Source organism: Microbacterium sp. cf332, assembly GCF_900102175.1.
Classification (GTDB): Bacteria; Actinomycetota; Actinomycetes; order Actinomycetales; family Microbacteriaceae; genus Microbacterium.
The window spans coordinates 431,231-452,652 of record NZ_FNKN01000003.1 but is presented as its reverse complement, the minus strand read 5'-3'; the positions used below and the strand labels follow the sequence as shown (position 1 = coordinate 452,652).

Here is a 21,422-nt window from a genome sequence, read left to right as displayed (position 1 = left end):
CGTGCCCGGCTTCCTCACGTTCGTGTTCGCCGCCGTGGGAGCCGTCCTCGCTTCGCGAGATCCCCGCCGCCTGCTGCCCGGAGTGCTGCTGACCCTCGCCGCGGCCTCGCTCGTCATGTCGGTCGTGGGCTTCGTCCTCGAAGCGGCGGCCGTGCTCGCTCCCCTGCCCGACGGCGCGCGCACGATCGTCGGCGGGCTGCTGCTGCTCGTCATCCCGCTGGCGTCGGCCATCTGCCTGGGTGCAGCACTGCTCGCCAACGGCCTGGTGATGGTGCGACGCGAGGGACGCTCGCTCGCGAATCTCCTCTCGCTCATCGCGGGGATCGGCGTCCTCGGGTTCTTGGGGCTCGGAATCTTCGCGATAGCGGTCGGATGGCTGCAGCTCGCCGTCGTGCTCCTCCTTCTCGCCGGTCCCATCGGCTACGTCGGCACCGGGTTCGTCGCCTACCTCTGCTGGTCGGCCGTGTACGCGCGCATCGCGCGCCGTCGCGCTGCACCGGCAGCCGTCGTGACGCTCGGCTCGGGCCTCCGGCGAGACGGCAGCGTTCCGCCGCTTCTCGCTCAGCGCGTCGACCTCGGGGTCGCGTCGCAGCGGCGCTACCCCGACTCGGTGCTCGTCGTGTCGGGCGGCACGGGTGCGGACGAACCCCGCAGCGAGGCCGCCGCGATGGCCGAGTACGCGGTCTCGCTCGGCGCACCCCGCGACCGGTTGATCGTCGAGGACGAGTCGCGCACGACGGAGGAGAACCTCACGCTCACGCGCAGCATCCTCGCCGAGCGCGAGATCGTCGGCCCGGTCCTCGCGGTTACAAGCGACTACCACGCCTTCCGCGCGGCGACGCTGTTGCGCACCCTCGACATGGCCGGTCACGCCATCGGCGCCCGTTCAGCGCGCTACTACCGTCCGAGCGCCCTGCTGCGGGAGTACCTCGCCCTGCTGCGCGACCACCGATGGCTCAACCTCGTCGCGCTCGCGCTGCTGATGGCCCCCGTCGTCTTCTTCGTGGTCTCGTCGCTCGCCCGACTTCTGCCCTGAGCGGGATGCGCGCTCGGAGTCAGTCGATCGGCACGGCGTGCCCCGAGACCGTGATCCCGCCGACCGCGGGGATCATGACGGTGAGCTCTCCCGGCCGGCCGACGTGCCGCCCCTGCTCGATCGTCATCGTCGCGGGGGCGATGACGGCGCCGAGCTCGCGCAGGTAGGCGCCGAACGACGCGGCGGCCGAGCCCGTCGCCGGATCCTCGGTGATCCGGCCCACCGGGAACAGGTTGCGGGCGACGAAGCGGTCAGTCCCCGCGCGGAAGGCGACGGTGATCGTGGCCGGCCACCCGCGCTCGTCCATGAGTGCGCGGACCGCGTCCGCATCGAACGAGAACGCGTCGAAGGTCGCCTCGTGTGCGAGCACGATGACCGGATGCGGGTTGCCCGCGTTCGCGATGCGCGGCGGAAGGTCCGGGTGCAGGTCGTCGCGCGTCAGGCCGAGCAGGTCGAGGATCGCGTCGAGGTCGGTCTCCCGGAGCGCGCCGACCGTCGGTTCGATGCTCGTGAACGCGGCGCGGATGCCGTCGGCGTCGCGCGACACCGCGATGGCGACGACCCCGACCGGTGTCGAGAAGCGCACGGTCCCGTCCGACCCGACGCGGTCACGCTCGGCGAGCGCCACCGCGGTCGCGACCGTGGCATGCCCGCAGAAAGGCACTTCGGCGATCGGCGAGAAGTAGCGCACCGTCTGTTCGCCGGCGGGGGTCGTTCCCGTGACGAAAGCCGTCTCGGCGTAGTCGACCTGGGCGGCGATGCGCTGCATCTCGCGCTCGTCGAGCTCTCCGGCATCGAGCACGACGCCCGCGGGGTTGCCGCCCGCCGAGTGCGAGCTGAAGGCGGTGTATCGCAGGACGTCGGGCGCGCTCATCCGATCAGGCTACGCCCGCGGTGATGATCGCTCCGCGCGCACGTCGCGCGCGCCCCGCCCCGGCGGCGCACTGCGAGGTCCACGACACGGTCGAGGCGTGAGAAGGTGTGCCCATGGACACCCTTCGCCGCGCACTGGTCGTCGTCGACGTGCAGCAGGAGTACTTCGCCGGCCCGCTCGAGATCGAGTACCCGCCGCGCGAGGATTCCCGGACGGCGATCGTCCGCGCCGTCGAATCAGCACACGCCGCGGGCCTCCCCGTCGTGATGGTCCAGCATGCCGGTGGGGCCGGGGCCGCCGTATTCGACCCCGACGGCGACGGCTACCCGCTCCACCCCGACATCGCTGCGCTCCGTCCGGCGACCGGCGCGCAACCGTGGCACGATGTCGTGAAGCATCACGGCTCGGTCTACGCCGGCACCGCCCTCGCCGACTGGCTCCGTGAGCGGGGCGTGACGACGGTGACCCTCGTCGGGTACATGATCAACAACTGCATCCTGGCGTCGGCGGTCGCGGCCGAAGCGCTCGGATTCGACACCGAGGTGCTCGCGGACGCGACCGGGGCGATCCCGCTCGCCAACGATGCGGGAACACGCGACGCGCGCGAGGTGCACTCGACACTGCTGACGCTCCTGCACTCCAACTGGGCCTCGGTGGCGAACACCGATGGGTGGGCCGCCGCGGTGACGACCGGGACGCCGTTGAGCCGCAGCAATCTCGTCGCCTCCGCGGTGGCCGGGCGCGCAGCCGGGCACGGCGCCCGTCACGGCGCCCCTCACGGCGCCACTTCGGAGGAGCCGCCTCAGAGCTCCGGTGACGGCGCGAGCCGGTAGAGCACCTGAGGTCGTCCGCGTCTGCCGTACCGGTGCGACACGTGGATGACGCCGGCGTCCACCAGATGGCTCAGGTAGCGGTGCGCCGTGGCTCGGGAGATGTCGCATGCGGCGGCGACATCCTCGCCGGTGAGGGCGACGACCGGGTCGAGCGCCGCGACGACCTGGGCGAGGGTCGGCGCGGCCAGGCCCTTGGGCAGCGCGCCGCCGCGCGGCGCCCGCGCCCGACCCGCGGCGGCGGTGTCGTCCGGCAGCGACGCCGAGGCCCCCGAGGCTGCCGACACCGTGCGAACCGTGCCGGTCGAGAGCAGGCGGTCGATCTCGCCCTGGGCGAGCAGACGGTCGCGACTGCCGGCGACGATCCGCTCGCGGTCATGGGCGTAGCGCTCCAGTCGCTCGCGGAGCGCGGCCTGGGTGAACGGCTTCACGAGGTAGCCGACGACCCGCGCGGCCAGCGCCTGCCGCACCGTGGTCTGATCCTGTGACGAGCTGATGACGAGCACGTCGGGCCCCTCGTCGCCGAGGGTGCGCAACCGGTGCAGCACCTCGATGCCGCTGATGCCCGGCAGCCGCATGTCGAGCAGGAGGAGATCGACCCCCGCGCGGCTGTGCTCGAGCGCAGCCTCTCCGCTGCCGGCGGTGGCGACGACGACGAAGCCCGGGACGTCCGCGACGAACCCCGCGTGCAGCGCGCGGGCGCCCCGGTCGTCGTCGACGACGAGGACGCGGATCGGTCGACTCATCCCGCGCGCTCCAGCTCGAAGGCGAAGCGCGCTCCCCCGAGTGCGGACAGCCCGACCTCGACGGACCCTCCGCGCGCGGTGACGATGCGCCAGACGACGTCGAGCCCCAGCCCACGCCCCCAAACCGACGCATCAGTCTTCGAGGTGAAACCCGGGACGAAGATGCGTGCGGCGATGCGCGGCTCGACTCCCGGTCCGTCATCGTCGACCGACCCCACGATCCGGTCATCGGCATTCCGCAGCGCGCAGACGACGGTGGCCGCACCCGCCTCCGCGGCGTTCCGACAGAGGTTCGCCACGACCGAGACGACCCCCTCGTCGACGTCGAACTCGACGGCGAGGTCGAACCGCACGCGGGCGCCGAGGTCGGAGAGCTCGGTGCGCACCGTCTGCGTCATCGCGGCCAGCACCGGCAGGTCATCGGGCACCGGTTCGTCACCGGCCCCGCCCGCGTCCACGGGTCGGCGTACCGCCGCGATCTCCTCGATATAGCCGCGCGCCTCATCGACATCGCCGCGCGAGACCAGTCCGTGGATGACGTGCAGCCGGGTGCTGAACTCGTGCGACTGCTCGCGCAGCGCCACCGTCGTCCGGCGCATCTGGGCATGCTCGGCCGCGATGACGTCGAGCCGGCGGAAGCGCCGCTCGACAGTGGCGGTCAAGACGGACGCCGCGAGGGTGGCGACCAGCAGCGCCCCGACGGCCCACGGCAGCAGCGCCCGGACGGCCGCGTCGAGCTCGGAGGCGATCTCCGACTCGAGCACCCCGACGGCCACCATCCCGACGGGCTGACCGGCCGCGTCGCGCACCGGCACTTTCGCCCGGAGCGACGGGCCGGAGGCGCCGATCTCGGTTCCGGTGAACGTCTCGCCCGCGAGGACCGACGCATTCGCGGTCTCGACCTGCACCCCGCGCTCCGCGGCCAGCGGATGCGTGATCCGCACGCCCTCGTCGTCCGTGATGACGACGTAGTACACGCCCGCCGCCTCACCGACGAGATCGGCGATCGGCTGCAGGACCGCCGTGGCCTCGGCCAGGTCGTCGGCACCGGCGAGCGCCGCGGGCGATCCCTTCGCGGTCACCGCGCCGACCGTCTCGCGCACCTCGGGCAGGTCGGCGAGGCTCGACGCCACCTCGAGCACGCGCTCGCCCGTGGCCTCGCGGATGGTCCGCTCCTGCAGAGCGAGCGCGACCGCGCCCGTCGCCGACAGCGCCGCCAGCGTGACCACCGAGGGCAGGACGAGCAGGACGAGACGCACCGCGGACGGTCTCATCGTGAACGGCATCCTGTCGACTTCCTCGTACGGTCGGACACGGCGGACCGGGCCCGTGCGCATCTATGAGAACAAATCCCGCCACGCTCGGGGGCGGCTCGGCGAAGTGCCATCCTAATTCGATCTCGCGGAGACGACGACGTCCGCGCGAATGGGAGTGATCATGACGCATACCGCGACAGAGACAGATGCGCGCCCGCAGCATCGGGGCCGAACCCTGGCTGCACGCATCATCGGAGGGGCCGTCGCCGCAGCCGCGATCGTGACGGCGGGAGTCGGCTCCATCACCTCGGCCGCCACCGGCCAGGAGATCAACGCCTCGATGACCATCATCGCTCCGGCCGCCGCGGGAGGCGGGTGGGACGGCGTGGCACGCGAGCTCCAACAGGCGCAGAAGGCCAACGGCCTCGTCAACAACGTCCAGGTGGTGAACATGCCGGGCGCGGGCGGCACCATCGCCCTGGGGAACGTGTCGGTTCTCGACGGCCAGCCCGGCAACATGCTCGTGGGCGGCACCGGCCTGCTCGCCGCCACCATCCAGTTCGACTCCGCCGCCAAGCTCGGCGACGTCACGCCGCTCGCGGTCGTCGTCGAGGAGTACGACGTCATCGTGGTTCCGTCGGATTCCCCGTACGAGACCCTCGACGACCTCGTGGACGCGTGGCGCGAGAACCCGAAGTCGATCCCGTGGACAGGCGGCGGCTCGTTCGACCAGCTGGTGGTCACCGACCTCGCCCTGGCCGCGGGCATCGACCCGATCGACACGACGTACATCTCGTCGGACGGTGGCGGCGAGGCCATCCAGGCCCTTCTCAACGGCACGGCCCAGGCCGCCGCCGGCGGGTACCCCGACAACATCGACCAGATCGAGGCCGGTCGCCTGCGGGCCCTGGCGCTCGTGTCGGAGGAGCCGATCGAGGGGATCGACATCCCGACCGCGAACGAGCAGGGCTACGACATCTCACTGTCGAACTGGCGCATGCTCGCCGCCCCGTCGGGTCTCGACGACGAGGACGTCACGGCCCTGACCGAGCTCGTGCTCGACTCGGTCGCGACGCCCGAGTGGCAGGACGCCATCGAGCGCTATCGCTGGACCGAACGCATCATCACCGGAGACGAACTGACGGCCTTCCTCGACGACGAGGAAGAGCGCATCACCAACCTGTACGAGGAGATGGGACTATGACGTTCCCCCCGAACCCGACGGCGACCTCGGCCGTCGTCGGCGACCGCCTGCGACTCGTGTCGGGGCCGGGCATCGCCGCCCTGCTCAAGGGCCTGACGATGCCGGTGATCATCACGGCCTTCGCGACGTACCTGCTCGTCGGCATCTTCACGATGAAGGTGCCCGCCAACGCCGTGTTCCCCGGTCCGCAGTTCTTCCCCGGCATCATCGCGGGCGGCCTGTACGTCTTCGCCGCCGCCCTGGTGGTGTCGGCGCTCACAGAGATGCGCGAGACGAGCGCGGCACGTCCCGACATCGCCGCCGTGACCGCGGATGTCGTCGGTGGTGACGACGCCGGCGCCGAGTCCGGGGCCGCCGCACCGGCGCGAGCGGTACGTGTCGATGTGCGGTCGCTGTTGTGGGTGGTCGGTGCGTTCTTCGCCTTCGCCTTCCTGCTCGAGATCCTCGGGTGGATCATCGCCGCGGGCCTCCTCTTCTGGTGCGTCGCGCGAGCCTTCGGGTCGACGAAGCACCTCGGCGGTCTCGTCGTCGGGCTCACGGTGAGCTCCATCGCCTACATCGGTTTCGACATGGTGCTCGGGATGCCGCTCCCGTCCGGCATCCTCGGAGGGTTCTGACATGGATGTGCTCGAGCTTCTCGGCCAGGGTTTCGCGGGTGCGCTGACGCCCGCCAACCTCCTCTGGGTCCTCGTCGGGTGCCTCCTCGGCACCGCGGTGGGCGTCCTCCCCGGCCTCGGTTCGTCGATGGCCGTCGCCCTGCTGCTGCCCATCACCTTCTCGCTCGACCCGACAGCGGCCTTCATCATGTTCGCCGGCGTCTACTTCGGCGGCTTGTTCGGCGACTCGACCATGGGCATCCTCATGAACACCCCGGGTCAGGCGTCGGCCATCGCGTCGACGTTCGAGGGTCACAAGATGGCCCTCAACGGACGTGCGGCGCAGGCGCTCGCGACCGCCGCGATCGGCGCCTTCATCGGCGGCTTCGTCGCCTCGGTCGTCGTGGTGTTCGTCGCTCCGGCCCTGGCCGACTTCTCGAGCCGATTCGGTCCGGCCGAGTTCTTCGCGCTCGCGGTGTTCGCGTTCGCGGCGACCTCGTCGGTCGTCACCGACAACGTCGTGAAGGGTCTGACGGCTCTGTTCATCGGGCTGGGCATCGCCGTCATCGGCATCGACGGCGTCTCGGGAGCCCCGCGGTTCACGATGGACTCCCCCAACCTCTTCGACGGCATCTCGCTCGTCACCGTCACGGTCGCGATCCTCGCGCTCGGGGAGGTCATCTACGTCGCCTGCCTCGAGCGGCACACCTCGAACAAGGCGCTCATCAAGCCGACCGGCCGACCCTGGCTGACGCGACGCGAGCTGAAGGAGGCGGCGCCGGCGTGGGCGCGCGGCACCGCGATCGGCCTGCCGTTCGGTGTCGTACCGGCCGGCGGTTCGGAGATCCCGACATTCCTCGCCTACGGCGTGGAGAAGCGGCTCGACGCGCGACGGAAGAATCCGCAGTTCGGCCGGGGCGCCATCCGGGGACTGGCGGCTCCCGAGGCGGCGGGCAACTCCACCACCGGCATGGCGATGGGCGCGCTGCTCGCCCTGGGCCTGCCGATCTCCGCGACCGCCGCGATCATGCTGGCCGCCTTCCGCCAGTACGGGCTGCAGCCCGGCCCGCTGCTGTTCGACCGCGCTCCCGACCTCGTGTGGTCGCTTCTGGCGAGCTTCTTCATCGCCATGGTGGTGCTGCTCATCCTCAACCTGCCGTTCGCGATGCTCTGGGCGAAGCTGCTGCTGATCCCCCGCCCCTATCTCTACGCGGGGATCACGGTGTTCTGCGCCCTCGGCATCTACGCCACGTCGGGGTCGACCTTCGACCTGCTGATGCTGCTCGGCATCGGCCTGCTCGGATTCCTCATGCGGGCGCTCGACTTCCCCCTCGCCCCGCTCATCATCGGCATGGTCCTCGGGCCGCTCGCCGAGACGAGCCTGCGCGACGCGGCGATGAGCTCGAACGGCGACTTCTCGGTGCTGGTGCAGAGCCCGATCACGATCGTGCTCTACGCCCTGCTGGCCATCGTGCTGGTGTTCTCGGTGCGGAGCCGGTTGGTGGCGCGCAAGCGCGAGAAGCAGCTCACCGGCGTCTGAGGGCGCCGACGAACGAACAGAGGGTGGATGCCGCGTGCTGCGGCATCCACCCTCTGCGTTCGGGTCGGCAACTCAGGCGGTGGCGAGCATGCGGTCGGCGGTGCGCAGCGACAGCGCCATCTGCGTCAGCCCCGGGTTGGCCGACAGGGCACTCGGGAAGGTCGAGTTGTCGCAGATCCACATGTTCGGGATGTCGTGCGACCGGCCGTCGGGGTCGACGACCCCGTCACCGGGGTCGGTGCTCATGCGGCACGTGCCGATCGTGTGCGCCGAACGCGCCAGCACACGCGTCTCGCGCGCGCCCGCCGCCTCGAGGATGCGGGTCATCACCCCCACCGCGTGATCGTCGATCGCCTTCTCGTTCGGTCCCGGCGAGAAGCTGACCTCGGCCCGCGGGATGCCCCACTCGTCGGTCTCGTCCGAGAGCACGAGCCGGTTGCCGTCGGCGGGCAGACACTCGCCGTTGATCCCGATTCCGGCGGAGAACTGCCAGGCGTCGAGGGCGTCCATGAGCTCGCGACCCCACAGCGACCCGCTGCGCACGAGCGACGTGGCGTAGGTCAGCGGCATGACGCCGAGACTCTGGATGAGGTATCCGCCCGCGAAGTCGACCCCCTCGGGCCGCACGAAGTCCTCGGTGATCGCGGCCGACGGGTAGCCGCGGTAGCCGCGGATGCTCTCGTCGAAGCGCCCCCACACCTGCACCGCGCCATGGGCGAGGAAGTTGCGACCGACCTGGCCGCTCGAGTTCGCCAGACCCGTGTTCAGCAGCAGGCGCGGCGTCTCGATCCCGCCGCCCGCGAGCACGAGCGAAGCGCACCGCTGCCGGTACTCGACGCCGTCGTGCAGGTAGACGACACCCGTGACCGAGCCCGAGGCATCCTGTTCGATGCGGTGCACCATCGAGTCGGGGCGGATCTCGGCGCCGTGGGCGACGGCGACCGGAAGATAGGTGATGGCCGTCGTCGCCTTGTAGCCGAACCGGTCGCCCTGGTGGATGCCGCCGACGTCGATGCTCGCCTTGCGCTGCCCGTAGTGCGGCTGCTCCCGGTCGCGGGTGATGATCGCGGCGGGCGCATCGGTCGCCGCGATGCCGAGCCGCTCGCAGCCCTGCAGCACCAGATCGGCGGGAGCGTTTCGACGGGTCGGGCCGTCGAGGTACTCGCGCTGCGGATCCCACGGATAGGGCGTCGGACCGCTGACACCGATGACCTTCTCGACCTCGACGATGTAGCGGATCAGCTCGTCGTAATCGATGGGCCAGTCTCGTCCCTGACCCGACTCGCTCCGCAGTGAGAGGTCGCGCCGGTCGGGACGGGGCGTGAACGCGCCCCAGTGCAACGTGCCGCCGCCCACGCCCCAGCCGCTGTTGTTGGGGCCGAACGCCGTGGGGGCGTCTCCCCCGCTGAAACGGTCGGACATCCAGTTGATGCGGGTGGCTTCGCGCTCGTCGGGCGAGAACTGGTCCATCTCGAGGTTCGGACCCGCTTCGAGCGCGACGACCCGCAGCCCCCGCTCCGCGAGGCGGCTGAGCAACGGCCCGCCGCCTGCTCCCGTGCCGACCACGACGACGTCCACTACCTCGTCGAGGTCGTAGGTGCGCATGCCGGTGAGGTTCATGAGGTTCGTCCTTCCGCCGCTCCGAGGCGGCCGAGCTCTTCGGGTTCCCATTCCTCGCGCTCGCCCGCGGCGAGAACGAGGTATCCGGCGGGTTCGGGACCGGTGCCGCCGGTGGCGAAGCCGGTGTAGCCGACGTGGGCGAGCGAGGCCGGGTGCGACAACCACAGCCGGATGAGGTCGTTCCGCGCATCCTCGAACCACAGGCTCAGCTGACCGGGGGTCAGCACGGAGCCCGAGGCCGCCTCGCCGTCGATGACCTGCTGGATGACGGCGTCCTGTGCGGATGGGCCGCGCATCCAGATGGCGGCGAGCGCGTCGAGGCCCGTGCGATAGGCCTCGACATCGGTCGACATGCCGGTGGGGCGCCAGCCGTCGCTCTCGCCGGCCTCGACCATGCGGTCGAGACGGGCGGCGAGGTCGATCGCGGGACCCGCCTGTTGCGGCACGATCCGACGCGCGACCTCGCGCAGCAGGCCGAGCTGTTCGTCGCTCAGTGCCCGCGGACGGTAGCCCGGATCGTCCGCGAGGGCGCGGCGGGCCAGGGTGGCGCGCATGGCGACGTCCGTGCGGTCCGACGCGATGATGCGCGACCATGCGGCGGGAACGCGGGGCCCGCGGGCGGCCACGTCGGTCGCGAGCCCGCGGACGGCGGTCGCCACGCCGTCGGTCGCGACCGTGGCCGGCACCTCCCGGTGACGGATGCTGTCGGGGATCTCCGCACTCTCGACCACGACGCCGGCGAGGCCGAAGAGGCCGACCACCCCGTCGAGCGCCCGATCGACGAGCTCGGCGGCGGCATCGCGCTCGTCAGGCCCGGCGACGACGATCCACGGGGTGTCGAGCGCGGCATCCGCGATGGCCGCGACGATCCCGTCCGTGCCGAGGGCCGGATCGAGGGCGAGCACGGAGAAGGGGCCGGCGACGAGCTCCGCGACGCCGTCGGCCTCCGTCGGGTCGACGGGCCGGACGGCGTCATCGAGCTGCGGTACGTCGCCGATGAGGGAGACGACCGCGAAGGCGTATTCGCTCACGGGGTGACCATTCCCCCGTTGACATTGAGCGTCTCACCCGAGACGTAGCTGGACTCCGCCGAGGCGAGGAAGACGAAGGCCGGGGCGATCTCGGCCGGCTGACCGGCACGCTGGTATGTGCTCTCGTCGTCGAACGCCTTCATCTGCTCGTCCGAGACGCCGTCGCTCACCTGCAGCGCCGACCACACCGGCCCGGGGGCCACGACGTTGACACGGATTCCGCGCGGCGCCAGCTGCTGCGACAGCCCCTTCGAGAAGTTGTTGATCGCGGCCTTGGTCGCGGCGTAGTCGAGCCGGTCGGGCGCGGGCTTGTAGGCCTCGAGCGACGCGGTGTTGATGATCGAGGCACCCGCCGGAAGGTGCGGGAGCGCGGCCTTGGTGATCCAGAAGTTCGCGAACACGTTGGTGTGGAAGGTCGCCGCGAACTGCTCGTCGGAGAGGTCCTCGAGCTTGTCGACCGCGACCTGCTTGCCCGCGTTGTTGACCAGGATGTCGATGCCGCCAAGGAACTCGGCCGCCTCCGCGACCAGCGCGCGGCATGCCGCGGCGTCGGAGATGTCGGCTGCAATGGCGTGCCCGCGCACGCCGGCCTCGGCGATCAGGCCGAGGATGCGGTCGGCGTCGCGCTGCTCGGCCGGCAGGTGCACGATGACCACGTCGGCCCCTTCGCGGGCGAACGCGATCGCCGTGGCGCCGCCGATGCCGGAGTCGCCGCCCGTGATGAGGGCCTTGCGGCCGAACAGCCGGCCGGATCCGCGGTAGGTCGTTTCGCCCAGGTCGGGCACGGGGTCCATGTCGGCCTGCACGCCTGGTTCGGGCTGGTGCTGGACCGGCGGCTCGACCCGGTCGTATCGGGTCACCGGGTTGTCGAAGGTGTACTGATCGCTCTGCTCCACGGGGCTCACGGTAGGTCGCGGCCGAATGTCGGCGCGAACGCTTGCCAAAAGTCAAGGATGAGGCGTAAAGCGGCCGCATCCGAAGCGCATCGCGGACCCGTTCGGCGCGCTCAGGACTGCGGCGACCCCGTCACGAGCGCGATCGCCGTGCCGAGGGCATCGGATGCGGCATCCGCGTCGACCCGCACCAGGGCGAACGCCGAGACGACGAGCCCGGTGCACGCGTCGGCCAGCGTGCCGATCTCGGTCGCGCCGAGATCGGGGCGGCGAGCGGCGACGCCTCGGCCGAAGGCGGTGCGCAGCTCCGACCGGTACTCGGCGATCACGTGAGCGACCGCCTCGTCGCGGGCGATCGGCGCCGAGGCGGTGTTGACGAGCAGACAGCCGCTCGTGGACGGCAGCGAGCTCGGCTGCCGCAGGGCGGCGCGCAGTCCGGTCAGATACCCCTCGAGCGCATCCGGCGCGACGGTCGCGGCGACCAGCGGCGTCAGCCGGGGACGCACCACCTCGTCGAGATAGCTCTCGACGGCCGCATCGAACAGGCCACGTTTCGACCCGAAGGCGTGATAGATGCTCGACCGGTTCAGGCCCGTGACCCGTTCGAGCTCCGGCAGCGGAGCCCCGTCGTAGCCCAGTTCCCAGAACACCCCGCGCGCCGCGCGGACGGCATCCGCGCGGTCGTACGTCTGCGCTCGGCCCATTCGGAACCACCCCTTTTGTGTATCGGTCAGTTCAGTATATATTGAACCGAACGATACAGAAAACGGTGTGCATCGCCGGAAGGGAACAGCTCGTGATCATCGTCGGTCTCGCGCTCGCGGGTCTCGCAGCGCTCATCCACGTCTACATCTTCTATCTCGAGTCGATCGCCTGGACCGGCGAGCGCGCGCGGGCGACATTCGGCACGGGCAGCGTCGCCCAGGCCGAGTCGCAGAAGGCGCTCGCGTTCAACCAGGGCTTCTACAACCTCTTCCTCGCCGTCGCCGTCTTCGTCGGGATCGGCTTCGTCATCGCCGGCGACCTCGCGATCGGAGCGACGCTCGTCTTCGTCGGCGCCGGCTCGATGGTCGCCGCCAGCCTCGTCCTGCTCCTCTCCGACCCGAGCAAGGCCTCCGCCGCCCTGAAGCAGGGGGTCGTCCCCGCGCTCGGTGTCATCGCCCTCGTCATCGGGCTCGCTCTCTGACCTCCGCGCCCAGCGCACTCCCCCGTGTCCGCGGCTCCGACCGGGCTCGCGGCATCCATTCCGCCCCCTCACGAAGGAGAACCATGTCCCACGAGATCAGCACGCAGGTCCGTCTCGCCCGCCGCCCGCAGGGCTGGCCGACGACCGACGACTTCGACATCGCGCGCGTCGAACTCGCCGAGCCGACCGCCGGCGAGGTGCGCGTCGCGAACGAGTTCGTCTCGGTCGACCCGTACATGCGCGGACGCATGAACGACGTGCGCAGCTACGTCGCGCCCTACGCGCTGGGCGACGTCATCGCGGGCGGCGCGATCGGTCGTGTCGTGGCGAGCGCCGCCGACGACTTGCCCGTCGGGACGATCGTGCTGCATCAGCACGGCTGGTCGGACGTCGTGCAGGCGGATGCCGCGACCTTCCGCCCCGTGCCCGACGTGCCGGGACTGCCGCTGTCGGTGCGGCTGCACATCCTGGGCATGACCGGACTCACGGCGTACGTCGGCCTGACCGCGATCGCGAATCTGAAGCCGGGCGACACGGTCTTCGTCTCGGGCGCGGCGGGCGCGGTCGGCACAGCGGTCGGGCAGGTCGCGAAGCTCCTCGGCGCGGGACGGGTCATCGGCTCGGCGGGCTCGGCCGAGAAGGTCGCGCTGCTGACGGACAAGTACGGCTACGACGCGGCCTTCAACTACAAGGACGCTCCGGTGCGCGAGCAGATCGCCGCCCACGCTCCCGACGGCGTCGACGTCTTCTTCGACAACGTCGGCGGCGACCACCTCGAGGCCGCGCTCGACGTCATGAACACCGGCGGCCGTATCTCGCTGTGCGGCGCGATCGCCGGCTACAACACGACGGAGAAGACCCCCGGCCCCGACAACATGGCCAACATGATCACCCGCGGGCTCACCGCGACCGGCTTCACGCTGGCGTCGTACCTGCACCTGTCGCCGGAGTTCAGCGAGAAGATGACGGGCTGGTTCGCCGAGGGAAAGATCTCGTACGACGAGACCGTGGTCGACGGCATCGAGAACACCGTCGAGGCGTTCCTGTCGATGATGCGCGGCGCCAACACCGGCAAGATGCTCGTCCGCATCGCCTGACTCCCACCCCTGAGGCCCTCGAGCCGACTGAAAAGGCGGTGACGCAGTGCGCGTCACCGCCTTTCGCGTCGGCTCGGCGACGGAGTGGGCCGTCACCCTCGCAGGTGCAGGATGCCGTTTCGCCACTCGGCCGAGCGGAGGTCGTCGATCCGAGCGTCGACGTGCGCCGCCCCGAGGTGGTCCCCCACGCCGACGACCCACCCGGCTCCGGCAGCGCGGGCCGAGCGCACACCGGCCTCGGCATCCTCGAACACGACGCACCGCGCGATGTCGACGCCGAGCAGCGCGGCGCCGGCGAGGTAGGGCTCGGGATCGGGCTTGCCGCGATCGACGTCTTCGGCCGACACGAGCGCTGCCGGAACCGGGTGGCCCGCTGCTGCGAGCCGGCGCCGCGCGAGCTCGCGGGTGGCCGACGTGACGACCGCCCACGATCCCGACGGGATGCTCGACGTGAGGTTGACCGAGCCGGCGATCGGCTCCGTCAGAGCGGCGGAGTCGACCTCGGCCGCGTCGAGGGCGGCGACCGCCTCGTCGAGGAGGCCGGCGGACACGAGGGTCGCGACGGTGTCGGCGGCGCGGACCCCGTGCTCGATCTGCGTGCGGAAGTCGAAGCCCGGCGCGTAGCGCGCGGCCCAGGCGTCCCACGCGGTGGCGGCGGCTTCGAGCGAGTCGACGAGGACGCCGTCGCAGTCGAAGAGGACGGCGGTCGGGGTGATGGTGGTCACAGGATCCTCCGGGTATGGCGATGCCCGCCGGGGCGGACCCCGGCGGGCATCGGTGTGATTCAGCGAGCCGAGGCCGCGGGTGCCGGCGTCGACTCCGCTTCGACTGCGGCCGCCTTGCGGCGGTCACGGCCGCGCAGCGCGAACGTCGTGACGTAGAGCGCGACGAGGGCGACGGCCAGCGTCACGATGACGGCGATCTGCCCGCCGGCCCCCGAGACGCCGCCGAGGATGAGGCCGAAGACGCCGTAGTCGGAGTCCGAGAACGTCGAGTTCGAGAACCCGATGTCGCCGAGCACGGGCAGCAGGAGGAGGGGCAGGAAGGTGATCGCCACACCGTTCGCGAACGCGCCGAGCACCGCGCCCCGGCGACCGCCGACTGCATTGCCGATGACGCCCGATGCCGCACCGGTCATGAAGTGGGCGACGACACCGGGGATGATGATCGCCGTGCCGAGCGCCGCCATGCCGAGCATGCCGACGATGCCGCCGACGAAGCTCGCGAGGAATCCGATGAGGACCGCGTTCGGGGCGAAGGGGAAGACGATCGGCACATCGAGCGCGGGCTTGGCGTTCTTCACGAGCTTCTCCGAGATGCCCTTGAAGGCGGGCACGATCTCGGCGAGCACGACGCGCACGCCGGCGAGGATGATGAACACGCCGGCCGAGAAGGTCGCCGCCTGCAGAGCGAGGAACACGATGAAGTTCTGCCCGTTCGACAGCTCCCCCTCGATGTACGGGGCACCCGCGAACAGGCCGACGACGATGTAGATGACGGCCATCGAGAGGGCGACGATGACGGTGGTGTCGCGGAGGAAGCCGAGCCCGCTGGGGAACGAGATCTCCTCGGTCGACTTCGAACCGCCCTTGCCTCGGGTGGCGAGGGCGACGAGACCGCTGAGGGCGACACCGGCGCCGCCCGTGTGCCCGAGGGCGACGTCGTCGCTGCCGGTCACGCGGCGCATGAAGGGCTGCACGAGAGCGGGCGAGACCACCATGTAGATGCCCTGCGCGATCGAGCCCCACAGCACGACGGCCCACGGCTCGAAGCCGGCGACACCGAGGATGACGGCGAACATGGCCGCGATGTAGAACGCGACATGACCCGACAGGTAGATGTACTTGAAGCGGGTCGTCGCCGCGAGCACGATGTTGACGATCATGCCGAAGAAGAAGATGAGCGCGGCGGCGGAGCCGTAGTCGAGCAGCACCTGCGCGACGATCGCCTCGTTGTTGGGGACGACGCCCTGCACGTTGAACGCATGCTGGAACATCGCGCCGAACGGGTCGAGCGAGCCGACCACGACACCGGCACCGGCGGCCAGTACGAGGAAGCCGACGAGGGTGCGGATGGTGCCCTTGAGGACGTCGCTGAAGGACTCGCCTTGCACGGCGAGACCGATCAGGGCGATGAGCGCGACGATGACCGCCGGCTGGGTGAAGATGTCGAGCAGGACATCGATGACAGCATCCATCGCGGATGCTCCTTTCGTCGGTGAAAGCGTCGGGTGGCGAGCAGAGGCGGTCAGGTCAGGAGTGGCGCTTCACGGCCTCGTCGACCTTGGTGCGAAGCTCCGCGAGGTCGATGATGCTGTCGAGCGCGACGACGTCGTCGCCGAGACCGCTCGCGGCCTCCGCGATGTCGCGGCCGACGAAGATGGTGTCGGCGTCGCCGCGGGCGACCGAGCCGAGATCGGCGTGGTCGACCGTGATTCCGGAGACCCCGAGCTCCTTCAGGACCTTCTCGATGTTCATGTGGACCATGAAGCTGCTGCCGAGGCCGGAGCTGCAGACGGCGAGGAACTTGGTCATTCGGTGACTCCTGTCATGAGGGCCGCGCGGACGTCGGCGGTGGTTCGGGCGGAGAGCAGTACGGCGCGGGCGCGGTCGTCGCTGAGCAGACGGGCGAGCTCCGACATGGTCGACAGGTGCGACTCGGTGTCGGTCGCCGCGAGGCAGAAGAAGAGGGTGATCGGGTGGGCCTCTTCGTCGTTGAGCAGGACCGCGGGCTCGACCCAGAGCGCGGAGAGCCCGGTGCGGAGGACACCCTTTTCGGGACGCGTGTGGGCCAGAGCGATCCCGAACCCGAGGTCGATGTAGGTGCCGCCGGCGGCGATCGATTCGATCATCGCGTCGATGTACGAACGCGTGATGGAGCCGTCGTCCAGCAGCGGCCGGCTGACGGTCTCGACGGCCGTGCGCCATCCGTCGACGTCGGTCGCGAACTGGATGCGGTCGTCGCTGAGCTGTTCGATGAGCATGGGGGTCCTTCCGATCAGGCGCCGGGCCGGGGGCCGTGGAGCGTCAGGGAGATCTCGCTGTTCTCCGGAGCGTGGCGCGCCGTGCCGAACGCGACGGGGGTGCCGTCGGCGTCGACGACGAGGGAATCGATGGTGAGCAGCCGCAGACCGGCGCTCACGCCCAGGTTCAGGGCGACGTCCGGCGCCGCCTCGTCGACGCGCACGGTCATGTCGTTGCGGACGAGACTGACCCCGTACTGCTCCTGCAGGAACGCGTACAGCGACTGATCCGAAAAATCGCCGGTGTAGACCGCCGGGTACCGCACGTGTGGAACCCACGTGAAGACGTGCTGGTGGAGCTGTCCGTTGACGTAGCGCAGGCGGACGAGCTCGACCACTCCCTCGCCCTCCTCCAGCTCGAGGAGCCGGGCCACCTGCGCACCGGCGGGCACGAGCTCCTGGCGGAGCACGCGCGTCGTGACGACGTTGCCGGCGCTCGTCTGCTGACGATGGAACCCCGTCACGACGTCGGCGAAGTGCTCGGGGTAGTGGTCTCCCGCGACCGGTTCGGTGACGAACGTGCCGCGGCCGTGCTCGCGGGCGAGCCATCCGTCCTGCACCAGTCCATCGACCGCTTTCCGCAGGGTGATGCGGCTGACCGCGAACTCGTCGCACAGCTCCGGCTCGGACGGCAGGCGATCTCCCACCGCCATCTCGCGGATGCGGCGCAGGAGCTCATCGTGCACGGTCCGGTACTTCGCCGTTCCGGCTGCTGTCACCATCGGTCGCCTCCTCGCTGACTCTTGTGCGTCGTCATGACGTCATGACTAATCCGTGGACGATCATGCCCGAATCAGGCACAGACCGCAAGATTGCGCCCGCAACTCATTATGACATCATGATGACTATGGAGAATTTGATCTCGACCCCCGCCGCACCGGCCGCCGTTGCCGAGACCACCGAAGCATCGGATCGCGACGTCGTCGTCGCCGCTCGCCTGTTGGCTGCCGACGCGGTGGAGGCCGCTCGGTCCGGGCACCCCGGCACCGCGATCGCACTCGCCCCGATCGCGACGGCGCTCTTCCAGCGGCACATCAGGCACGATCCCGCCGACCCGGCATGGCCGGGCCGCGACCGCTTCGTGCTGTCGTGCGGGCACGCCAGCATCCTGCTCTACACGCAGCTGTTCCTCACCGGCTACGACGTCACGATCGACGACCTGCGCGCTTTCCGCACCCTCGGCTCCCGCACCCCCGGCCACCCCGAGCTGGGTCACACCGCCGGGGTCGAGACCACGACCGGACCCCTCGGGCAGGGACTCGCCACCGCGGTGGGCATGGCCATGGGCATGCTGCACGAGCGTGCGACCTTCGATCCCGGCGCACCGGCGGACGGATCACCGTTCGACCGGCACGTGTGGGTGCTGGCGTCGGACGGCGACCTGCAGGAAGGCATCTCGTACGAGGCGGGAGCGCTCGCGGGCCGCCACGGCCTCGACAACCTGACCGTCGTGTACGACGACAACGACATCCAGATCGAGGGCGACACCCGTCTGACGTCGTCGGAGGACGTGGGCGCCCGATTCCGCGCACAGGGCTGGCACGTCGAGCGGATCGAGCTCGCCGCGGACGGCGACGTCGACGTCGACGAGCTCGACCGCGTGCTCGGAGCGGCGAACCCTCCCGGCAAGCCCCGCCTCATCGTCCTGAAGTCGCAGATCGCCTACCCCTCGCCGGGCGCGCTCAACACCGCCGCATCGCACGGCGCCCCGCTCGGAGCCGCAGAGATACAGCTCTTGCGCGATGCACTCGGCAGCCAGGCGGCGCCGTTCGAGGTGAGCGAGACGGTGCTGCAGCGCGCGCGCCGCGCCCGTGTCCGGGGCGCGCGACTGCACGCGGAGTGGGACGAGGCGTTCGCGCGCTGGCAGGCGACGGATGCCGCGCGGGCAGACGCGCACGACACGTTCCGTGGGCGCCGGCTGCCCGACGATCTCGCCGGGGCCCTCCCCCGATTCGAGCCCGGCACCGAAGTGTCGACGCGCGACGCATCCGGCGCCGCGATCCAGGCGTTGGCGCAGGCGATTCCCGCGATGTGGGGCGGATCGGCCGACCTCGCCGAGCCCAACCGCACTGAGATCCACCAGGGCGGATCGTTCCTGCCCGAGGAGACGGGTCTGGGCACCCGCGCCGGCCGCAACATCCACTGGGGCGTTCGCGAGCACGCGATGGGCGCCGCGATGAACGGCATCGCCCTCGCCGGGGGATGGCGCGTCTTCGCCGGCACCTTCCTGGTCTTCAGCGACTACCAGCGCCCCGCGATCCGTCTGTCGGCCCTCATGGGCCTGCCGGTGACGTACCTGTGGTCGCACGACTCCGTCGCCCTGGGCCAGGACGGCCCCACGCACCAGCCGATCGAGCACCTGGCGAGCCTGCGGGCGATGCCGGGCTTCACCGTCGTCCGGCCGTCGGATGCGAACGAGACCGTGGCGGCGTGGCACGCGATCGTCGAGGCGGACTCCCCCGCCGGGCTCGTGCTGGGCCGGCAGGGCGTGCCGGTGCTCGACATCCCGATCGACGACGTGCGCGCCGGCGTCCGCCGCGGCGGGTACATCGTGCGGGACGCGGCAGACCCCGTCGCCGTCATCATCGCGACCGGAAGCGAGGTCGCGCTCGCGCTCTCGGCAGCCGAGACGGCCGCCGCATCCGGCGTCGAGGTGCGGGTTGTCTCGATGCCGAGCCGCGACTGGTTCCTTGCGCAGGATGCGTCCTACCGCGATGCGGTCCTGCCGCCGTCGCTGACCGCGCGCATCGCGGTCGAGGCGGCATCGCCCTTCGGCTGGCACGAGATCGTCGGCTCGGCGGGTGCCGTCGTCGGCATCGACGAGTTCGGGCTCTCGGCCCCCGCGGCCGACGCCCTGCGCGAGCGCGGCATGACGGAGGACCGCCTGCTCGCCACCCTCCACTCCCTGATCGCGAGCTGACCCCCGCTCCTCCCTCGAACCGACCGAAAAGGCGGTGACGCTGCGCGCGTCACCGCCTTTCGCGTCGGCTCACCGACGAGCCGGGGCCGACCCGCCGGGGCCGACCCGCCGGACCTCAGGGACCCGTGAGCTCGTCGACGGGAGCGGGGCGCCGCACGAAGAACGTGAGGACGACGGCCGCCGACGCGATGCATGCGCCCGTCAGGAACGCCGTGTGCACGCCGCTGGCGGTCGCCGCGATCGCGTCGACTCCGTCGGCCGCGGCGGCTGCCGCACCCACCGACATGAGGGTGACGAACAGGGCCGTGCCCGCCGCGCCCGCCACCTGCTGCAGGGTGCTCACGGTCGCACTTCCGTGCGAGTAGAGCCGCGCCGGGAGCGAGCCCAGCGCCGAGGTCAGCAGCGGGGTGAACACGCAGCCGAGCCCGAGGTTGAGGCCCATGTGGACGGCGATGATCCAGCCGATCGGCGTGTCGACGCCGAACGTGGTCATGCCCCAGAGCGCGGCGGCGGCGACGATCATGCCCGGGATGACGAGAGGCGTCGGACCGAAGCGGTCGAACAGCGCGCCGACGACGGGGGCGATGAGCCCCATCAGCACGCCGCCCGGCAGCAGCATCAGGCCCACCGCCAGGGTGTCGAGGCCGAGCACCTGCTGCAGGTAGAGCGGCAGCAGGATGAGCGAGCCGAAGAGCGCCGACATCACGACGACGACCAGGGCGACGGCGAGGCTGAAGGACCGCGATCGGAACGTCCGCAGGTCGAGCAGCGCGGCGTCGCTGCGCTGCAGCTTCAGCTGGCGCGCGACGAAGGCGACGAGTGAGACCGCCCCGACGACGAGGGGGATCCAGACGGGGATCGCGGCGTGTCCGGTCGCCGACTCGCCGATCGAGCTCAGACCGAAGATCAGACCGCCGAAGCCCAGAGCCGAGAGCACGACCGAGCCGACATCGAACCGGGCCTCGCGCGTCTCGGTGACGTTCTGCACCCAGATGGCGCCCAGCGCCAGGGCGAGGAGCGCGATGGGCAGCACGAGCCAGAACATCCAGCGCCAGTCGAGTACCGACAGGATGAGGCCCGACACGGTGGGTCCGATGGCGGGGGCGACGGCGATGACGATGCTGATGACGCCCATCATCCGCCCGCGTCGGGCCGGCTCGACGACGTTGAGGACGGTCGTCATGAGGAGGGGCATCATGATCGCCGTGCCCGACGCCTGCACGACGCGGCCGGTGAGCAGCATCCCGAATCCGGGAGCGAGGGCCGCGATGAGGGTACCCGCGGCGAAGAGCGACATCGCGGTGAAGAAGACTCCCCGGATCGGGAAACGAGCCAGCACGTACCCCGTGAGCGGGATGACGACGGCCATCGTCAGGAGGAAGCCCGTCGTCAGCCACTGCGCGGTGGCGGCCGTGATGTCGAGGTCGACCATGAGCCTGGGCAGCGCGACGCCCATGATCGTCTCGTTGAGGATCACGACGAAGGCCGATGCCACAAGGAGCGCGATGACGGGGCCGGTGCGAGCTCGGCGTGCCATCGCCGGTGCGAGCGGGATGGTGGAGGTGGAGGGA

21 protein-coding genes are annotated in these 21,422 nt (G+C 70.8%); 8 read left to right on the top strand and 13 right to left on the bottom strand.

What is annotated here, in order from left to right:
• Position 1: 1 nt before the first annotated feature.
• Positions 2 to 1,036 (top strand): YdcF family protein, encoded by a 1,035-nt coding sequence (locus BLT21_RS13710; RefSeq protein ID WP_091503062.1) that lies wholly within the window; start codon positions 2 to 4, stop codon positions 1,034 to 1,036.
• Positions 1,037 to 1,055: 19 nt separating this feature from the next.
• Here the strand turns inward: BLT21_RS13710 and BLT21_RS13705 are convergent, their stop codons facing one another.
• Positions 1,056 to 1,910, bottom strand: a complete 855-nt coding sequence (locus BLT21_RS13705) for a PhzF family phenazine biosynthesis protein (RefSeq protein WP_091503060.1) — start codon at positions 1,908 to 1,910, stop codon at positions 1,056 to 1,058.
• Between the two features lie 113 nt (positions 1,911 to 2,023).
• Here BLT21_RS13705 and BLT21_RS13700 point away from each other — a divergent pair, with 113 nt between their 5' ends.
• Positions 2,024 to 2,743: an isochorismatase family protein gene (locus BLT21_RS13700; protein WP_091503058.1), complete on the top strand. Its 720-nt coding sequence runs from the start codon at positions 2,024 to 2,026 to the stop codon at positions 2,741 to 2,743.
• Here the strand turns inward: BLT21_RS13700 and BLT21_RS13695 are convergent.
• Both BLT21_RS13695 and BLT21_RS13690 read right to left on the bottom strand, forming a co-directional pair.
• Positions 2,713 to 3,486, bottom strand: coding sequence for a response regulator (locus BLT21_RS13695; protein WP_091503056.1), 774 nt, complete (start codon positions 3,484 to 3,486; stop codon positions 2,713 to 2,715). The two genes, BLT21_RS13700 and BLT21_RS13695, sit on opposite strands and share 31 nt — an antisense overlap.
• The gene (locus BLT21_RS13690; RefSeq protein ID WP_256336080.1) at positions 3,483 to 4,760 is read right to left on the bottom strand and encodes a sensor histidine kinase; all 1,278 of its coding nucleotides are present in this window, start codon (positions 4,758 to 4,760) and stop codon (positions 3,483 to 3,485) included. The genes BLT21_RS13695 and BLT21_RS13690 overlap by 4 nt, the downstream gene beginning before the upstream one ends.
• Positions 4,761 to 4,923: 163 nt before the next feature.
• Between BLT21_RS13690 and BLT21_RS13685 the strand changes: the two genes are divergently transcribed.
• Genes BLT21_RS13685 through BLT21_RS13675 form a run of 3 tightly spaced genes read left to right on the top strand, consistent with a single transcriptional unit; the run spans position 4,924 to position 8,082 of the window.
• A complete protein-coding gene (locus tag BLT21_RS13685) occupies positions 4,924 to 5,946 on the top strand; it encodes a tripartite tricarboxylate transporter substrate binding protein (RefSeq protein ID WP_091503499.1) in 1,023 nt (340 codons plus the stop codon).
• Positions 5,943 to 6,563: a tripartite tricarboxylate transporter TctB family protein gene (locus BLT21_RS13680; protein WP_091503051.1), complete on the top strand. Its 621-nt coding sequence runs from the start codon at positions 5,943 to 5,945 to the stop codon at positions 6,561 to 6,563. Before BLT21_RS13685 ends, BLT21_RS13680 begins: the two co-directional genes overlap by 4 nt.
• Position 6,564: 1 nt before the next feature.
• Positions 6,565 to 8,082, top strand: coding sequence for a tripartite tricarboxylate transporter permease (locus tag BLT21_RS13675; protein ID WP_091503049.1), 1,518 nt, complete (start codon positions 6,565 to 6,567; stop codon positions 8,080 to 8,082).
• A gap of 72 nt (positions 8,083 to 8,154) precedes the next feature.
• Here BLT21_RS13675 and BLT21_RS13670 read toward each other — a convergent pair whose 3' ends face one another.
• From BLT21_RS13670 to BLT21_RS13655, 4 genes are all read right to left on the bottom strand, one after another.
• The gene (locus tag BLT21_RS13670) at positions 8,155 to 9,702 is read right to left on the bottom strand and encodes a GMC family oxidoreductase (RefSeq protein ID WP_091503048.1); all 1,548 of its coding nucleotides are present in this window, start codon (positions 9,700 to 9,702) and stop codon (positions 8,155 to 8,157) included.
• A complete protein-coding gene (locus BLT21_RS13665; protein WP_091503046.1) occupies positions 9,699 to 10,733 on the bottom strand; it encodes a gluconate 2-dehydrogenase subunit 3 family protein in 1,035 nt (344 codons plus the stop codon). The genes BLT21_RS13670 and BLT21_RS13665 overlap by 4 nt, the downstream gene beginning before the upstream one ends.
• Positions 10,730 to 11,629, bottom strand: coding sequence for an SDR family oxidoreductase (locus tag BLT21_RS13660; protein WP_091503044.1), 900 nt, complete (start codon positions 11,627 to 11,629; stop codon positions 10,730 to 10,732). Before BLT21_RS13660 ends, BLT21_RS13665 begins: the two co-directional genes overlap by 4 nt.
• Before the next feature lie 110 nt (positions 11,630 to 11,739).
• Entirely contained in the window at positions 11,740 to 12,330 is a 591-nt protein-coding gene (locus tag BLT21_RS13655; protein ID WP_091503042.1) for a TetR/AcrR family transcriptional regulator, read from the bottom strand.
• A gap of 92 nt (positions 12,331 to 12,422) precedes the next feature.
• Between BLT21_RS13655 and BLT21_RS13650 the strand changes: the two genes are divergently transcribed.
• Positions 12,423 to 12,812 carry a DUF1304 domain-containing protein gene (locus BLT21_RS13650; RefSeq protein ID WP_091503497.1) on the top strand — a complete coding sequence of 130 codons (390 nt, stop codon included), beginning with the start codon at positions 12,423 to 12,425 and terminating at the stop codon, positions 12,810 to 12,812.
• 83 nt (positions 12,813 to 12,895) lie between these two features.
• Positions 12,896 to 13,909, top strand: coding sequence for an NADP-dependent oxidoreductase (locus tag BLT21_RS13645; protein ID WP_091503040.1), 1,014 nt, complete (start codon positions 12,896 to 12,898; stop codon positions 13,907 to 13,909).
• 92 nt (positions 13,910 to 14,001) lie between these two features.
• Here the strand turns inward: BLT21_RS13645 and BLT21_RS13640 are convergent, their stop codons facing one another.
• From BLT21_RS13640 to BLT21_RS13620, 5 genes are read right to left on the bottom strand one after another with little or no spacing between them, the layout of a single operon-like run.
• The gene (locus BLT21_RS13640; protein WP_176786917.1) at positions 14,002 to 14,634 is read right to left on the bottom strand and encodes an HAD-IA family hydrolase; all 633 of its coding nucleotides are present in this window, start codon (positions 14,632 to 14,634) and stop codon (positions 14,002 to 14,004) included.
• Positions 14,635 to 14,693: 59 nt separating this feature from the next.
• Positions 14,694 to 16,106 carry a PTS ascorbate transporter subunit IIC gene (locus BLT21_RS13635; RefSeq protein WP_091503036.1) on the bottom strand — a complete coding sequence of 471 codons (1,413 nt, stop codon included), beginning with the start codon at positions 16,104 to 16,106 and terminating at the stop codon, positions 14,694 to 14,696.
• 55 nt (positions 16,107 to 16,161) lie between these two features.
• On the bottom strand, positions 16,162 to 16,443 hold the full coding sequence (locus BLT21_RS13630) for a PTS sugar transporter subunit IIB (RefSeq protein ID WP_023954969.1): 282 nt from the start codon (positions 16,441 to 16,443) through the stop codon (positions 16,162 to 16,164).
• Positions 16,440 to 16,892: a PTS sugar transporter subunit IIA gene (locus BLT21_RS13625; protein ID WP_091503034.1), complete on the bottom strand. Its 453-nt coding sequence runs from the start codon at positions 16,890 to 16,892 to the stop codon at positions 16,440 to 16,442. The genes BLT21_RS13630 and BLT21_RS13625 overlap by 4 nt, the downstream gene beginning before the upstream one ends.
• 14 nt (positions 16,893 to 16,906) lie before the next feature.
• Complete coding sequence (locus BLT21_RS13620) at positions 16,907 to 17,653, bottom strand: GntR family transcriptional regulator (RefSeq protein ID WP_091503032.1); 747 nt, start codon at positions 17,651 to 17,653, stop codon at positions 16,907 to 16,909.
• Positions 17,654 to 17,778: 125 nt separating this feature from the next.
• Here BLT21_RS13620 and tkt point away from each other — a divergent pair, with 125 nt between their 5' ends.
• A complete protein-coding gene (gene tkt, locus BLT21_RS13615; RefSeq protein ID WP_091503011.1) occupies positions 17,779 to 19,851 on the top strand; it encodes a transketolase in 2,073 nt (690 codons plus the stop codon).
• A gap of 115 nt (positions 19,852 to 19,966) precedes the next feature.
• Here the strand turns inward: tkt and BLT21_RS13610 are convergent, their stop codons facing one another.
• Entirely contained in the window at positions 19,967 to 21,388 is a 1,422-nt protein-coding gene (locus BLT21_RS13610) for a DHA2 family efflux MFS transporter permease subunit (protein ID WP_091503009.1), read from the bottom strand.
• Between the last annotated feature and the right edge of the window lie 34 nt (positions 21,389 to 21,422).

Bases quoted from the DNA above. Each gene is read 5' to 3' on its own strand.
- BLT21_RS13705 (WP_091503060.1), bottom strand. From the start codon at position 1,910: ATGAGCGCGCCCGACGTCCTGCGATACACCGCCTTCAGCTCGCACTCG.
- BLT21_RS13700 (WP_091503058.1), top strand. From the start codon at position 2,024: ATGGACACCCTTCGCCGCGCACTGGTCGTCGTCGACGTGCAGCAGGAG.
- BLT21_RS13695 (WP_091503056.1), bottom strand. From the start codon at position 3,486: ATGAGTCGACCGATCCGCGTCCTCGTCGTCGACGACGACCGGGGCGCC.
- BLT21_RS13690 (WP_256336080.1), bottom strand. From the start codon at position 4,760: ATGAGACCGTCCGCGGTGCGTCTCGTCCTGCTCGTCCTGCCCTCGGTG.
- BLT21_RS13685 (WP_091503499.1), top strand. From the start codon at position 4,924: ATGACGCATACCGCGACAGAGACAGATGCGCGCCCGCAGCATCGGGGC.
- BLT21_RS13680 (WP_091503051.1), top strand. From the start codon at position 5,943: ATGACGTTCCCCCCGAACCCGACGGCGACCTCGGCCGTCGTCGGCGAC.
- BLT21_RS13675 (WP_091503049.1), top strand. From the start codon at position 6,565: ATGGATGTGCTCGAGCTTCTCGGCCAGGGTTTCGCGGGTGCGCTGACG.
- BLT21_RS13670 (WP_091503048.1), bottom strand. From the start codon at position 9,702: ATGAACCTCACCGGCATGCGCACCTACGACCTCGACGAGGTAGTGGAC.
- BLT21_RS13655 (WP_091503042.1), bottom strand. From the start codon at position 12,330: ATGGGCCGAGCGCAGACGTACGACCGCGCGGATGCCGTCCGCGCGGCG.
- BLT21_RS13645 (WP_091503040.1), top strand. From the start codon at position 12,896: ATGTCCCACGAGATCAGCACGCAGGTCCGTCTCGCCCGCCGCCCGCAG.
- BLT21_RS13635 (WP_091503036.1), bottom strand. From the start codon at position 16,106: ATGGATGCTGTCATCGATGTCCTGCTCGACATCTTCACCCAGCCGGCG.
- BLT21_RS13630 (WP_023954969.1), bottom strand. From the start codon at position 16,443: ATGACCAAGTTCCTCGCCGTCTGCAGCTCCGGCCTCGGCAGCAGCTTC.
- BLT21_RS13625 (WP_091503034.1), bottom strand. From the start codon at position 16,892: ATGCTCATCGAACAGCTCAGCGACGACCGCATCCAGTTCGCGACCGAC.
- BLT21_RS13620 (WP_091503032.1), bottom strand. From the start codon at position 17,653: ATGGTGACAGCAGCCGGAACGGCGAAGTACCGGACCGTGCACGATGAG.
- tkt (WP_091503011.1), top strand. From the start codon at position 17,779: ATGGAGAATTTGATCTCGACCCCCGCCGCACCGGCCGCCGTTGCCGAG.
- BLT21_RS13610 (WP_091503009.1), bottom strand. From the start codon at position 21,388: ATGGCACGCCGAGCTCGCACCGGCCCCGTCATCGCGCTCCTTGTGGCA.